Source organism: Vibrio sp. 10N.222.55.B11, assembly GCF_041473705.1.
Classification (GTDB): domain Bacteria; phylum Pseudomonadota; class Gammaproteobacteria; order Enterobacterales; family Vibrionaceae; genus Vibrio; species Vibrio crassostreae_C.
Window position 1 is genome coordinate 116,307 of sequence record NZ_JBFRST010000028.1, and the last position, 15,425, is coordinate 131,731.

Genomic DNA, 15,425 nt, shown 5'->3' on the forward strand with positions numbered 1-15,425 from the left:
AGGATCGTATCATGAAACGTAACTTTAAGATCTCTCTACTATGTTCAGCGATCCTGCTAGCAGGTTGTGGCGACAACACCGAAAGTTCGGTAACAAGTAACCAACAACTTGAAGCCTATCTAGAAACGTCTTTGGCAAGAGCGACAACTCAAAAAATGCTCTTGCAAGGTAGTAATGCATCAGTTCCTTTAAGCAATAACCTATTATTTGACTCTACAGATGGCACGTTAGCGATCCCAACAGGTGGCGACGATAGCATTTCTAACCCAAAAGCAGCATTAAATTATGCCGATGGTTTTTCGACCAGCATGCCAATTTACATCGAGTTTGAAGGCGACGGTTTTGGTGATACTCCTGGAGTTGTTACTTCCGGAGTGACATTGTTGAAGCTTTCTAAAAAGCTAACAGACACATCCACAGCGGCTCAAGTACCAACACCTGTTGCTAGCTCTGAATACAAAGTTTACAAAGTAGGCTCAAACCTAGCAATTACACCTAATACTCCTTTTGATGAGAAGTCTGAATATTTGCTTGTTGTTACTGATGACGTTACAGATGTAAATGGTAACCCAGTAGGTACATCGCAAAGCTATGCGGCTCTCAAAACAGCCACTAAAACTTATTCAACCGGTGACTTAGCTAGTGCGCAAACTTTAATTAAAGGTCAAGAAGCTATAGCTGCCGCTGTTGGTATTGATGCGGAAAAGATTGTGTATTCAGCTTGGTTTACTACAACTTCTGTTGGTGATGTTCTTGCCTCTACAGCATCGTTGATTGGCGGAATGATTGATGCTGGGGCCCCACTTTCGACTTATTGGAATGGCAGCGCAAACCCAAATAATATCGATCTGACAAACGCTTACAATCTTAGTTTAGATTCCTCATCAACAACACCATTTGCTACAGCAATCGCTGCAGATGCTGACTTTAAAAAATATCTTGCCGATGACGATGCAACAGAAAATGCCACTTTGATTGGAGGGATAAATCTCCTTTACTCTAACGCTGGTATCAGCACTACGTCGGTAAACGTGACTAAAGGTACTGTTCAACTCCCATATTTCTTGGAAACCGATCCAACTAAGTTCTCTACAACGCCATTTGCATCAGCATTGGACAGTTTAGCGGTTATAAAAAGCGCACTAACGGATAACTCTACAAGTTCTTTCGTTGGTGGAGAGTTGGTTAAATTAGGATTAGACCCAACAAACCTTAGCGCAGCTGATGTCACGACTTTAATGGGAAAAACACTCACAAAGGACGCAAGTGGAACAGCTCTAGATAGTGATCGCATTGTCACTCAGTATTCACCAATACCACAAATTAAATCACTTGAAGCTGTTGACGTGCTTTTGTTTACTCCTGTGACTGACCCAATAACCGGGGTTGTAATCTACCAACACGGTATTACCTCTGTAAAAGAGAATGCGTATGCGTTTGCGGCAAACTTAACGGCTGAAGGTCTTGCTGTCATTGCAATTGACCACCCTATTCATGGGTCTCGTTCACTTGCCGGAGGTGCTATTTCAACTAACGATAATGCTCTGTACTACTTGAATCTAAGCGCTTTGCCCGTTGCGCGTGACAACATCCGTCAAAGTGCACTTGATGTAATAGGTCTTCGTATGGCACTTGAAAAAGTGGGGAATGACTTTACTGGTACACCATTAGCCGGAGTTGATGTAAAAGACACAACCGTTAAATTTATGGGCCACTCATTGGGCGGTATTACTGGATTTACGTCAGTAGCTACATCTGAAATTGCTGGTACACATAAATTTAGCTCGGCGGTATATGCTAATTCAGGTGGGCACATTGCTGAATTACTCTTCGCATCGGAAACCTTTGGCCCCGAAATTAAACACAATCTAGCTAAACAGTTAAATGCAACGTATCGGGATTCAGTGGCTTCAGCTTGTACTGCGGCTGACATTGAAGATGGCGATTGCTATACCGCTTTTGCTAAGGAAAATCCAACTAGTGCCGCAGCAATTGAAACTGAATTAGTTGCATTTAAAGTCGCCGCTCAAACCCTTATTGACACGGTCGATCCACATTCAATAGCAAACACTGAGGACCAGTCATCAATTAGCTCTAGCTATCCAACGTTGTTGATCCAGTCGCAAAATGATGAAACGGTACCAAACAATGGCAATGATGATAACGATAAACCATTGTCTTACACGGCTTCGTTTGTTGGTTCTGAAGGATTAGATTCAACTTTAGGGTTAGATGACTCTACAAAAGCTAGCCCTTCAACTGGGAATCGTGTGTTTGTTCAATATAACGAAATAGCTAAACACTCAACGATCATCGGACCGCAAGCAGACCTTTCTGATGCCACTCATACCCTATCAATGAGAGCTCAAGTAGCTGATTTCTTAGAATCGGATAGCCTTGATGCAGCAGCACCGGATGCTTTATTGGAATAACTAAGACTTAAGCTTTTCACTAAACCAAATGCCAGCCTAACCGCTGGCATTTTTGTCTCTGTCGTTCGAACAAGCCCCCTAGTTGACCGTTTGCATAAAACTTTAAAACACAAATGGTTGATCTCAGCTAAAATTAATCAAGACAGAATACCGTACGACCTCTTTCTTTATTGTAAATAAAGTGGATAATAGCCCCGTAATTTAATACCTAATAAATGTGAGTCCATTATGTCTTCTGAAGCTACTATGCTAGAACGCTGCCAATCTAAATGTGAACTATGTGGTTCTGATTCTTCTCTTACTGCATACGCAGTGCCGCCACACAGCCACGTAACAGTGGATCACGGCATCATGGTATGTGACAAATGTCTTGGTGAGATTGACGATCCTAAAGATATCAACCACTGGCGTTGTCTGACTGACAGCATGTGGAGCCAGGAAGCGCCAGTTCAAGTAACGGCATGGCGTCAACTTACTCGTCTGAACACAGAAAGCTGGGCTCAGGACGCGCTAGACATGATGTACCTTGAAGAAGAAACATCAGTTTGGGCACAAATCGGCATGTCTGCTGATGACAAGCCTCTTGATGTGAATGGCGTTGAACTTAAGAAAGGTGACGACGTAACAGTAATCAAAGACCTGCCAATCAAAGGTACTAACCAAGTGATTAAGCAAGGTACTGTTATTCGTGGTATCAGCGTTGGTGACGATCCTAAGCTTGTTTCTGGTAAAACAAACGGCGGTCAATCAATGTACGTAATCGCTGAGTTCTGCCGTAAGAAGTAATCTTACTGTAAGAAAGTGATAGAAAACGAAAAGGCGCTAATTAGCGCCTTTTTTCTTGGAAAAATTTAACCTATTCCGTTGTTCTAGAAACCACTGCCTACGTTAAAGTAGATAGCGCGTTCTTCATGGCTTTGCGCATAATCCATCCCAAGGTGCAAACCGTAACGTCTCGCGATTTGGTATCGAAAGCCGACACCTCCGGCATTGACGGTACTGTCGTGGCTTATGCCGTTATCTTGCTTTGCAACCCCTGAACCGTAAAACCCAGACACCTTCCAACGATGAGTGATGCTATACGTCAATTGGCCTTGGATTGTTTCAATCTCATCTCCTTGGTACCGATAAGATGACACCCCGCGTAACGACACGTACGGTTTCGCTGTGGGTGATACAAACAGGTCTTGCTGTTCGAAGCTTTGATAATTTGCAGCCAAGCCTAACGTCCATTTATTGGTAATTGGGATATAGGCTTCGCCATCTATGTTCAAATTTCGGTAATTGTAATCACTGCCAATCGCATCGTCGTACACCATGTAATCTGCAGACAATTTGTAACCTTTGGTTGGATAAAATAAATTATCTCTTGTGTCATATTCAGCCTCCAACCCTAAACCAGAAGTAACCGATTCGTTACCCAAAATTCGGTCTAAAACCATGTTATCAAATTCAATCTCAGACTTAGCTAATAACTGCTTTATTCCCAACATCCAAGGCGTATGCCCAATCCGGAACTGCACCTTTTGTGAAAGTACGGCTACCGAAGTTGACGTGCCTATTCTAAGGTCATGATCTATGGGGCCCCAGTTGATTGATGTGTACAAATCCAAATTCGCAACACCAAAGCCACCGCCTCCTGTGTAACGAATGGAATCATTCATCCAAGATCGTCTATGGCCACCAAATACAAACCAAGTTTCGTTCTCTGTCCCTACTGCGCCCACTACTGACATTGCTGAGGGTACTAACTGCGCACCACCATCTATGGCAGAAAGAGCAGCTTGCTTTCTTTGTCGCTTTTCCTCATCCGTCTCATGTAAAAACAAACCAGCCACACCGCCGCCGTACCCCACCGCAGGCTCGGTAATCAAAATTGGGATAGGCAAAAAGCCATGTGCGTTTTCCGCAAGGTGATGCCCCATATCAAATTGACCATCAACAGGATCATAAAACGATGCGAAAGAAGATGTTGTAAATAAAAAGCAGGAAAGAAGAACAATGCCGCCGCAGCGAGTCATAAAATTTGCCTCATAAAAAAGACCGGGTAACGAAACCCGGTCGAAAGTTTGCTTCCTTGCAATAAACATAGAAATAAAACACTTATTGCCAATAAAGGGGGTCCTTAATCGACGGGCATAGAATAGGCCAAATAGTGGTGTTACCCTACTCTCATATAGAGGGTCAAACCCATCAAACATATCGTTTCTCTAACGAGGTAAGGCTCAGAAAGCAGGTACAAAAAAAGGCTCTCAGTGAGCCTTCATTTCATAGTAATTGTATGGGGGACATCTAAGAAACCACTGCATAAAACCAAAAGCTACGCTCGATAGTTGCTGATTAAACGCTCTCGATACTCAGCAATCACCGAAGTCACTGAGCGTTTGATATCACTGACCTGTTTAGAGTGCGGGCACCATAATGCAAAACCAAACTTGAAGCCTTCAACCATTTCTAACGCTTGAATTGGTTCAATGTCATGTTTAGAAGACTCTGGGTCAAAGAGAAATGATTTAGGTAGAAATGCCCAGCCCAAGCCGTTTTCAACCATTTTGATCATCAAGGCAAGTTGGTCAATCTCTTCGTGGTCTGAGCTTACGACTATTTTTTCCGACATTCCTTCTTCTATTAGGGATTTCAACACAAATTGTTTAGAGTTTCTCAAAGCTACCAGCACATCCCCTTTGTCTAGATTGCTAAATTCACCACCTTTTTGTACGAACGGATAGAACTCAATATGGCCTAAAAGAGTTGCGTCTAAACTGTGCATCGCGCTGCTATCATGAATATTCACCAAACCAAAGTGATACTCACCATCCTGTATCCCTTGCTTGATCGCTTTCTTGTTACGAACCAGAAAGTTGACTCGCATCATTGGGAAGTCACGTTTGAGTTGCTTTCGAATATCGACAAGGACACGCTGAGAAATCACGCTAGAATACGCGATTGTGATGTTTTCTAATCCACCATAAGAGAGGCTCAATGCTACCTTATCGAAGGTACGAGCTTGTTCAATGGTTTGCTTGGCATAATGGTAAAGAAGATGCCCGTCTTCTGTCGGCTTTACAGAGCGCCCAACCCTTTCAAATAGGCTTACCGCGAGTTGGTCTTCAAGGTTAGTAATAACCTGCCCGATTGTCGTTCTGTGTTTATTGAGTTTAACGGCGGCTTTGCTGAAAGAGAGTTGGTCATAAACGGTAACGAACGCGAGAAGTTGTTCAATGCTGAAATTCATGTTGTTGTGCTTACTTTTAATCGTTATGTATTTAAATTATCACAGGTTGGCGAAATATCTACTTTGTCAGAATAATATTAGTGAAAATAATTCGTCAATTTGAAACAAAAAAAACCTACTTAAGCTAGTAGGTTTTATCGTTGATGTCAAACGAATAACTTAAATGTATTCGATAACTCGAGCTAGATAGTTAAAGTCCCCAGAATCACCGTGGTAATTACGGTAAACATCGACACTGAAATATCTAGGTTGGTCCACTTGAATATGCTCAGCAATTCGCTGCTCGATGGATTCTAGAGTTTCACCTGTTTGCGAGTAAATGTATTTCTTGGTGGTCTTTTGAAGCTGGCGTTCTTTAGCTTCTTTGTGTGTGACGTAATTGTTCACGTCAACCCACTGACCAATGTAGTCAATCTCCACGTAGTCTGAATTTTCTTCAACCATGAACAACGCCGCTTCTTGTTGAACGTCGGCCAGTTGTAGCATGTCGTTATCGACTTTTTGCTGTTCCATTGAGGTCACATTTTGTGCCATGGCAGCGCTAGACGTTGCCATGATAAGTAGCGCTAAAGCTGTTTTATTCATTTTACGATATCCCTAAATTAAGGTAATTCTGTTACCCAAGGTTTGCCCTGAGTTGCTTTGTGATAACCATATTCGTATATGGTTAATAAATAGTGTTCATCAAACATGTCTTTGGTTCGTTTGGCGTAACCAAAGTCGTGCTCGATGTAAGTAAATTGCATATCAATGTTGTTGATTTCACAGATGTATTTCATTCGATATAAATCACCACGTGTTTGAGCAAGAGTCAGGCTTGATACGCTCTTTGCTACTAAATCTAAACCCTTATCTCTCAGCGAGTGGTACGGCGCTTTCAGTGCTCCATTTCGAATAACATCGAGCTGTGGTGGTTTTTCTAACCCAAGAGCATCTGAGATCTGCTGATAGTCGAAGTTAGATGGATTGAAAAATACTTGAGCGGCTAAACCACCATCGACGTGAAGTTCTTCATAACTTTTACCTTCGTACTTCACATTGATAAACTGCGGTGGGAAGACTCCAGGAATAGAAGCACTTGCTGCTAAAACCTTATATATAAGTTCAGACTTATCTGGCATGTCACTATTTGCAATTGCGCCCACATTCCAAATGACAAGCTCTCCAGAATCAAAGTGTGTGCTACCAATAAACAAACGCTTACCGTTGCGGTGTCGCGCAGCAATTTGCTCGATCATCGGTTCAGGGAACGCCTGAGCGATAAATTGATTCAAGTTTTTACCGTCAGTAAAAGCATCTTTAAACACGGTGTTTAAAAAGTTCTTTTTGCCGAGCACTGATTTGTCATTGATGTTTAACATCACCTCCTTCATCTTCGGAAATGCATCTCCGCCGATGAATACAAATGGTGCTATTAGCGCTCCTGCACTGATGCCAGTAACTATTGAGTAGTCTTTCAATTGGCCAGATTCTTCCAACCCTATCAAAATACCGGCTCCAAAGGCTCCGTTCGCGCCGCCTCCTGACAAAGCTAAGATATTTAGTTGCTCACCTGACACTTTAATTGGCGTTGTTTGATCGATTGGAGAGTATAAGAAGTCTGGGTTCTCACTCGCCCACATACGCAATGGCTCTTTTACTGATATCGCTTCTTCTACAACCACTTCTTTGTAATTGTCTTTGTGTACGCGTACATCCAACGTGTGGGGTGAGCTACATGCCACTACAAGTAATGACAAAGCAACGGTAAAACCCGAGGAAATTAGACGGTTCATAATTAGGCTCATTTAATGTTCTCTAAAATGATTCAGAAACTCTGTTTAATCAAAAGAACAGCTATAAACAGAGAAGTTAATAAATAGGGATAAAGTGAAGTCCGTCTCTTTCTGGGAGTAATATAGCTAGGTTTAGTCTTAGCTCGTAATCTCGTTTGTAGGATGCGACCCATCGAATAGGTACACCCTCCACCACTATCGGAGTTAAACGCTCTACCCGATTTTGACCACGTTGAAATCGTGAGTAGGCTCTACAAATTCATATTGTGCATTGATTGTTTGTAGCTCCCAAGTGCCATAGCTTTTAGTTAGCTCCAACACACCATAGACCGCGTTATTTGCATGTCGGAATGCAGCTACGGGAGACATTCTCTTTATTAACCCTGCGGTAAACAGGCCAGAGATAAGGTCACCGACACCAACCGGTTGTTGAGCAAATTCAATGTTCGGTCGTTGGGCTAAATAACATGCCTTTTTCGTTGCTAAAATCATACTGAACGCGTCATCGGGTAATGAATGAAGATGCTTCACGAGCACCATCTTTGGACCAAGCTCCAATGCTTTCTTACATGCTGTAACCGCGTCATAAAGGGAGAGGATTTTAATGCCGGTCAATTCACTTAGTTCAAATTGGTTTGGCACTATAACATCGGCAATAGGAAGCAAGTGTTTAGTAATGGCGGTTCTAACGCCATCCTCAACGATACAACCTTTATCTGGGTCACCCATTACAGGGTCACAAACATAGAGTGCACTGTGGTTCTTTTCTTTAACTAAATTAACCGACTCGGCAACCGCTTTACATTGGTCTGCGCTTCCCTGATAACCCGATAGGATCGCACCACAGTCTTTCAGTACGTTGATGTTGTCTAAGCCTCGAATCAAGTTTCGAATATCATCTGAGCCGAATGTTTGCCCGGTCCAACCTTGTTGATATTGAGTGTGATTAGAGAACTGAACAGTGTGGATTGGCCACACATCGAGTCCCATTCTTTGGATTGGAAAAACCGCAGAACTGTTTCCTGCATGCCCGTAAACCACGTGAGATTGAATAGAAATAATGCTTTTCATGCGTCGCTCTTTCAGTTTGAAATGGATTTGAATACTTGGATAAGACGACTAAATAAACACAACGGAAAATCAAGATAGGAAGTTTTATCGATCTAACCACTGTGCTTATTTGGTCGGAATAGCCTCGACATCGCCGAGGCTTATTCTTAATGAGTTGGACGTCATCGGCTTTAAATCATGTATTTGATTCTAAGCCAGACTTGAACTTATGCGTCTTGAAACTCAGCGAAGTGCTCGTCCAATACCTTGCGAGTTGCGCGGCCAATCAGTTCGTACTCATGGTGAGTCAGGTTAGCCAGAGATACGCGAACCGACGCATGTACAGTATCGAAGCCATTTCCTGGTAGTAAAATAACACCAGTTTCGTGAGCTAGACGGAATAAGAAATCTTTACCTTTACCGCTTGCTTTGAACCATTCAACGAACTCTTGACCGTATAGTTTGCCACCTAGAGTGTCTAACTCTAGTAGTGTGTAGTAGTCCACACGATCTTTGTTCTCTTCAACTTCTAGCCCCATGTTGGTGTATAGAGTTGTATAGCGCTCACGAATGATGCGCTTGCATGCTGCTTTGTAGCTACCTTCAGAATCCATTAGGCAAGTTAGAGCAAACATCGCCATTTGCACTTGTTGCGGTAGAGATAGACCGGCAGTGTGATTCAAGGCTACGCTACGGCTATCCGCAACGATGCGGTCGATGAACTTAATGTCACGTGGCTCTGGAGTCAGTGTTTTGTAACGGTCATCAAGTTGACACTGTTTTTCTTCGCTGAAAGAACTTAGTGCGTCATCAAATACGTTTTTGTGTTGGATACCAATGGTACCTAAACGCCAGCCTGTTGCGCCAAAGTACTTAGAGAACGAGTAAACACAAAGTGTGTTGTATGGTAGTTTTGCAAATAGAGAAACGAAGTCATCGGCAAATGTACCGTATACGTCATCAGTGATGATGAATAGGTCACTGCGTTGCTCATTCACAAAGTTTGTTAGGTTCTCTAGAGTCTCGTCAGAGAATTTCACTGATGCTGGATTAGCAGGGTTAACGACGCAAAGTAGTTTGATGTCTGTATCTGCCAGTTTCTCGATTTCAGACATTGGTAGCTGCCAAGTGGTCTCATCAAGACGCAGTTCAACGATCTCTAGTTCGTACTCAGAAAGCTCTGGGATTTCTAGGTAAGGGGTAAAGATTGGCGTAATTAGCGCCACTTTATCGCCTTTTTTCAATAGACCATTGTTGAACATCGTTTGGAATGTGTAGGTCATTGATGCCGTACCACCTTCCGTTGCGAACAAGTCAAAGTCCGTGGTCATTGGAACTGGGCCATACATCTCTTCTGCAATGTACTGCTTCACCACTTTCTCAATGTTAGTCAACATACGTGGTGGTACTGGGTAGTTACACGCTAGGTAAGCAAGAACGAGTTCGTTTAGGAACGCTTGTTTTTGGATGCCTAGACGATCTTTTGCGTAGCTTAGTGCGCGCTCGATGAACTGAACACCTTTGTCGTTTGAGTATTCTTTAGTAAACGTATCGAAACGCTCAACGATACCCACGCCATCAGGGATACCACCGAAATCACCACCGAGGTAAGCGTAGTTACGCTCTGCTTCTGCTACCGCAAACTCACCAAGACGGATGAATGCTTTACGAGGTAGCGTTGCTAGGAAGTTAGGGTTACCACGACCCGCATCAAGAAGTGCACGATCTGGCACAGCTTGCGCCACTTCAATCAGTTTGTCTTTTAGCTCGAATGGGCTTAGGTCAGCGAATTTTGAAAAATCGATAGTTGGAGTTTGAGTAGTCATAATATTTACCTAATAATTTAATATTAAACACTTGTAATTAAATAAAGTGTTTTACTTAAGCGTGATTATTCAGGCCTACCCTATTTTTGATTGGGTAGGTCTGTTAATAAGTTGATGATTTTTTAAATCTATAATGAGTTGTAGGTTTTAATTACATACCCGCATTAACGGTTATAATGCCGACGATAATTGGTCCCCATAGAGTCAGTAACACGTTGGCTACGGCGTAAGTCACAGTGAAAGAGAATACTGGCGTTGCGTTGCCTGTTTTTTCCATCAATGCAGCGAACGCTGGGTTTGCACTTCGACCACCAGTCACACAACCTAACGCTTCTACTGGGTTCTTTATCTTCAATACAAAGTACGAGAAAAAGAATGAAATAATCTGTGGAATGATGGTGACCGCCATACCCAAGAACAGAAGCGACATACCATGTTCTTTTATGGTATCAACTGCTTGAGGGCCCGCTTGGAGGCCAACGATGCCAACAAATGCTGCTAAACCAAAGTCACGAATAAAGCTTGCTGCACCCGCAGGGAACTGAGCCACATGTGGGTTTCGGCTACGTAACCAACCAACAAGCAAACCAGAGATCAAACAACCTGCACCAGATCCAATCGTTACTGGAATACCTGCAATCTTGAAACTGATTAAGCCGATAAGAAGGCCCAACACCATACCAAAACCCAGTACGATGAAATCAGTCATGGTTGCTGAGCCCATACGCTTACCGATGTGTTTTTCAACTCGGTTGATGTCTTGTGCGGTGCCTGTTAATTGAATAACGTCGTTTTTCTGAACAATCAGATCATCAGTAATGGCGACTGAAGCACCAGCACGCATGTAGTCTGTAACATACACACCACGGAACGAACGTTGATTTGAGCTATCTTTGATCTCTCTTAGCGAACGACCAATCAGTTTGCGATTGTCAGCGATAAGTTGACGATTTTCTTCAATAACTTCATAGCTTTCCGGTAATGCGACTTCATTACTTTGCGCCTTGCTCTGTAGCTCATGAACCGCATTTCTACGGCCGGTAACCACAACAAGGTCGCCCGCTTTAAGTGCTGTGAACTTGTCTGCACTCAGCTCTTTTCCGTCGCGTTCAATAAGTTCGATACACGCAGCAAGTGATGATTGATTCAATTGCGCGAGTGTTTTTCCAACCAGTTTATCGTCGTGAGTGACTTTAAAAGCACGTGTCACTAGAGCTGTGACTGCGTTAAATTCGCCATCTGCCAAATCACGTGTACCGTTAGAATTTTTCTCCTCTAACGCAATTGCTTCAGAGCGAATGTCCCACTTCATCAACGTTGGGAATACCCAAGTCACCATCAAGATTGGACCTAATGAACCAAAGATGTATGTTACAGCGTAACCTACAGCAACGTTAGTTTGCATCAGATGTTTGGCTTCTTCAGACACACCACCCAAACGGGCGATCGCATCGCCTGCAGTACCAATGATCGCAGACTGAGTTAAACCACCGGCAGCTAGGCCCGCAGCAGTACCTCTATCTAAGTCAAACAACCACGCAGCAGCAAGTACACACAATAAGCCTGAAACCGTCATAACAACCGCAGACAACAGAATGTTGATGGTTCTAAAGTTAAGCGCTTTAAAGAATTGTGCGCCGCCTTGATAACCCACAGCATAAATAAAGAGCGCAAAGAAAATACTTTTTACGCCGGGATCAATCTGAACACCAAATTGCCCAATAATTACGCCCATTAATAATGTTCCGGCCACACCGCCTAAAACAAATCGGCCGATAGTAATTTTACCAACCATATAACCCAATGAGAGTGTAATAAATAATGCGACAAATGGTGCCATGTCAAACAGATTAGAAATAATGTCCATGACAAATTTACTCTTGTTACTAAATATAAGGAGTAAATAATCTAACTAATAACTTAATAATGATATTTGTTGGATTATTCAAAATAAATAAAGCATCTCGTTGCTTCGAACCGAATATTAAGAACAAAAGGTTTTATTATGTAATCCCATTTGATGGATCAAATCATCACTTTAACTGTTCGCATAGTTTTTGAAGTGCAATTTGCACCTTAAGTGATTGGTTTAAATAGATTTATCTTAAACCGGCAAAAGTAGATGATTTTCGAAATCAATTTCAATTAAGTGTTTCCACTTCAAGAACGACAACCTACCTACCGTTGTTTTACTGGCTTACGGCTCTCAACAAACAGGCAGTTGGCATAATCACCGAATAAAGTTGGATTTTGATGGGTATGATCCTCTATAAGCGATTATCACAATAAATCGAACTCCGTTATCGTTGCATTCATCAAACAAATAGAGAACAGAACCATGAATACCATGCCGCATGAGCTTGTGTGGGATGAAGTCTACTTCCCACCGCTGTTATTGGTTATCGCACTGGCTTACATACTGACAATGCTAACAGGGTCAATCGCGACACGGTTTGGCCTTCATAAGTACGTCGCCTTTCCTGCAATAGCAGAACTGAGCTTGATCGTGATTTTTACTGGCGCTATCGGCCATTTTATTACCATTTTTTGAGGCACTTACTGTGATCAAACGTTATCTCATCACACTTTTATTATTGGCTGCTGCGGGAACTGTGGTTTATAGCTATTACCAGTCGTACTCAAGTAACCCATGGACCAGAGACGGACAAGTCAGCGCTTATATCGTCTCGATTACACCTCGAGTCACGGGTCAAGTCATTGAAGTGCATGTCGAAGACAACTCGAAGGTAAAAAAAGGCGATCTTCTTTTTGAGATCGATCCGAGTATTTACAAGGCGACCTACAGAAAAGCACTTGCGACTCAAAAACAAGCATTTGCCCTACTCGCCAAAGCCAAAAACGAAGAGCAACGCGCGTTGAATTTAGAGAAAAGAACGCCCGGTGCCGTGCCCGTGCTGACACTAAACAACTTGAACAACGCGGTAGAAACCAGCGCCGCAAATGTCGAACTGGCAAAAGCGAACGTAGAAGAAGCACATCTCAACCTTGAGTACACCAAGGTATATGCGCCTACTAACGGCTATATCACCAATCTGAACCTACGTGTTGGCTCTCAAGTTGTCGCGAATTCACCTGTGGTTGCGCTAATTGATGAAGATAGCTTCTGGATTGAAGGTTATTTCAAAGAGACTGATTTAGTCGGTGTCGATGCTCAGGACACTGCTTATGTGACCTTAATGATGCACAACAATGTTCAGCTAGAAGGACATATCAAAAGTATTGGTTTTGGTATCGCGAAGCAAGACGGCAGCACAGGTAATGATTTATTGCCAAACGTGAATCCAAACTTCCAATGGATACGCCTAGCTCAACGCATCCCTATCAAAGTGAAGTTAGACAAAATACCAGAAGACGTACAACTGCGTGTTGGTATGACTGCCTCGATCAAAATAATCAAAAATAGCTAGGTGATTCTTATGTTCACTGCATCGACTAAAGACGCGATTAAAGTCGCACTCTCTATCGTTATCGCAATCTGCCTAGCGTTGTGGTTTGGTTTGGAAAAACCGTATTGGGCTGCGATAGCCGTCGCAGTGATGGCATTGAACGAGAGCTTCGCCCATTCAATAAACAAAGGCCATAACCGGTTAATGGGAACCTTGTTAGGGACCGGTTATGCCTTTTTCCTCATTGCGATGTTTTCACAAGATCGATTTTTGTTTCTAACATTTCTTACCGTGTTCTTAGGCACTTGTATTTTCATGTCTAGTGGCGAGAAATACGGCTACATCTTTTCAATAGGATTTACCGTGTGTTCGATTGTTGCTTGTCTGGGCGGGTTTGATAACCAAACCACCTTTCACTTTGCTGTACTTAGACTTCAAGAAACACTATTAGGTGTTGTTGTGTTCTCTATTGTGTATCGCATCGTGTGGCCTGTTAATACTGAACTCAACTTTGTACAACGTTTCGAAACCAGTAAACAAGCGTTGTTAGATGCAATGGAAAAAACAGACAACATCGACATTGCCGCACTTGAAAGCAACACCGCGAATATTGATAAGCTGTATCAACTTTTAGATCTGCCACTGACCGGAAGCTACCACCTTAAAGAGAACATCCAAACATGGCGCTTGCGTATCGATGAAATGGCACATATCCAAGATACATTACTCAAACAAAGTAACAGCGAATCAGACTTAGATATCCAATGGGCAGTTCTTACTCACAACTTGAAGACGTTCGATGTATTAACACCAGAACAATCTCTTGTTGAGGGTGAACTCAATGTCATAGGTGATCATAAAGACGTGTCTTGGCATCATGCACATCGCACGTTTGTTGAACATTTGAATGAAGATGGGCGCAAAGTGCTGCAAGGCGTGTCGATGTTTATCACATCGCTGTTGATTTGGATTTATCTTCCAGTTCCAGGTGGTTTCATATTTCCTATGTTAGCCGGTGTATTCTCTTCTATGGTGCCGACCATGCCACCAAGCGTTATTAAGGACGCTTTTTATGGTGTGTTGGGTACAGGGTCGGTGGTTCTGTTGCAATACATCTTTGTGATGCCATTAATGACAGAACTATGGGAGCTGGGACTATTCTACTTCCTTAACATTATGGTGATATGGAAAGTGTTCGCGACACCTAAGCTCATGGTACACCGAATATTGGGTATTAACTTATTAGTTGTTCTCACATCTGGTGCGCTCAACCTCACACCTGTTTATGGAATTGAAACGCCACTTTTGATGCTCGTAAACATTTTGATTATTCTGATGATAGCGAAGTTGTTTACTGATCTATTTAGAGTGAGGGTAACTGCTTAGAACTAAATGCGCTTAACAACTCACAACAAAACGGTCTGCCAAGTATTTTTACTTCACAGGCCGTTTTTTTATCTATTGAAAATCATTATAAATCAATTGATTAACGCTAATTATTACTAAGTGAGGATAGCGTCCATCAAACGCGATTAACGCGATCTGCCACCTCCTCTTAAAATCCTCTCATTGATTGACGCAATGCATTTTTAGTCGCGACATTCACACTAGCAATCCTAACGGATAAATACATAACAACTGAACACGACGTTCAGTATTACATCGACTGTTTGAGTCTCGAAGGTTTGAGGCCACTCAGC

Annotated in this window: 12 protein-coding genes; 5 read left to right on the forward strand and 7 right to left on the reverse strand. The window is 42.6% G+C overall.

Going from position 1 to position 15,425, the window contains the following annotated elements; all coding sequences use genetic code 11:
* The first annotated feature begins 11 nt into the window (after nucleotides 1-11).
* Both AB4503_RS11090 and AB4503_RS11095 read left to right on the forward strand, forming a co-directional pair.
* Nucleotides 12-2,432, forward strand: coding sequence for a VolA/Pla-1 family phospholipase (locus AB4503_RS11090; protein WP_372114622.1), 2,421 nt, complete (start codon nucleotides 12-14; stop codon nucleotides 2,430-2,432).
* Between the two features lie 228 nt (nucleotides 2,433-2,660).
* Complete coding sequence (locus tag AB4503_RS11095; RefSeq protein ID WP_017060062.1) at nucleotides 2,661-3,218, forward strand: PhnA domain-containing protein; 558 nt, start codon at nucleotides 2,661-2,663, stop codon at nucleotides 3,216-3,218.
* Between the two features lie 83 nt (nucleotides 3,219-3,301).
* Here the strand turns inward: AB4503_RS11095 and AB4503_RS11100 are convergent, their stop codons facing one another.
* The 7 genes from AB4503_RS11100 to aspT all read right to left on the reverse strand — a co-directional run bounded on the left by AB4503_RS11100 (nucleotide 3,302) and on the right by aspT (nucleotide 12,185).
* A complete protein-coding gene (locus AB4503_RS11100; protein WP_048608357.1) occupies nucleotides 3,302-4,453 on the reverse strand; it encodes a BamA/TamA family outer membrane protein in 1,152 nt (383 codons plus the stop codon).
* Nucleotides 4,454-4,752: 299 nt separating this feature from the next.
* Entirely contained in the window at nucleotides 4,753-5,667 is a 915-nt protein-coding gene (locus AB4503_RS11105; protein WP_372114625.1) for a LysR family transcriptional regulator, read from the reverse strand.
* Between the two features lie 159 nt (nucleotides 5,668-5,826).
* Nucleotides 5,827-6,252, reverse strand: coding sequence for a hypothetical protein (locus AB4503_RS11110; RefSeq protein WP_017060059.1), 426 nt, complete (start codon nucleotides 6,250-6,252; stop codon nucleotides 5,827-5,829).
* A 17-nt stretch (nucleotides 6,253-6,269) separates the two neighbouring features.
* Nucleotides 6,270-7,442, reverse strand: a complete 1,173-nt coding sequence (locus tag AB4503_RS11115; RefSeq protein WP_017064613.1) for a patatin-like phospholipase family protein — start codon at nucleotides 7,440-7,442, stop codon at nucleotides 6,270-6,272.
* A 213-nt stretch (nucleotides 7,443-7,655) separates the two neighbouring features.
* Nucleotides 7,656-8,513: a pyridoxal kinase PdxY gene (gene pdxY / locus AB4503_RS11120; RefSeq protein ID WP_017060057.1), complete on the reverse strand. Its 858-nt coding sequence runs from the start codon at nucleotides 8,511-8,513 to the stop codon at nucleotides 7,656-7,658.
* Between the two features lie 206 nt (nucleotides 8,514-8,719).
* The gene (locus AB4503_RS11125; protein ID WP_372114627.1) at nucleotides 8,720-10,318 is read right to left on the reverse strand and encodes a bifunctional aspartate transaminase/aspartate 4-decarboxylase; all 1,599 of its coding nucleotides are present in this window, start codon (nucleotides 10,316-10,318) and stop codon (nucleotides 8,720-8,722) included.
* Nucleotides 10,319-10,469: 151 nt separating this feature from the next.
* Complete coding sequence (gene aspT / locus AB4503_RS11130) at nucleotides 10,470-12,185, reverse strand: aspartate-alanine antiporter (protein WP_372114629.1); 1,716 nt, start codon at nucleotides 12,183-12,185, stop codon at nucleotides 10,470-10,472.
* A 471-nt stretch (nucleotides 12,186-12,656) separates the two neighbouring features.
* On the opposite strand from aspT, the gene AB4503_RS11135 reads away from it, so the two are divergent.
* From AB4503_RS11135 to AB4503_RS11145, 3 genes are read left to right on the forward strand one after another with little or no spacing between them, the layout of a single operon-like run.
* A complete protein-coding gene (locus AB4503_RS11135; protein WP_017059802.1) occupies nucleotides 12,657-12,869 on the forward strand; it encodes a DUF1656 domain-containing protein in 213 nt (70 codons plus the stop codon).
* A gap of 10 nt (nucleotides 12,870-12,879) precedes the next feature.
* Complete coding sequence (locus tag AB4503_RS11140) at nucleotides 12,880-13,746, forward strand: HlyD family secretion protein (protein WP_017059803.1); 867 nt, start codon at nucleotides 12,880-12,882, stop codon at nucleotides 13,744-13,746.
* Between the two features lie 9 nt (nucleotides 13,747-13,755).
* A complete protein-coding gene (locus tag AB4503_RS11145; RefSeq protein ID WP_372114631.1) occupies nucleotides 13,756-15,111 on the forward strand; it encodes an FUSC family protein in 1,356 nt (451 codons plus the stop codon).
* Nucleotides 15,112-15,425 lie beyond the last annotated feature (314 nt).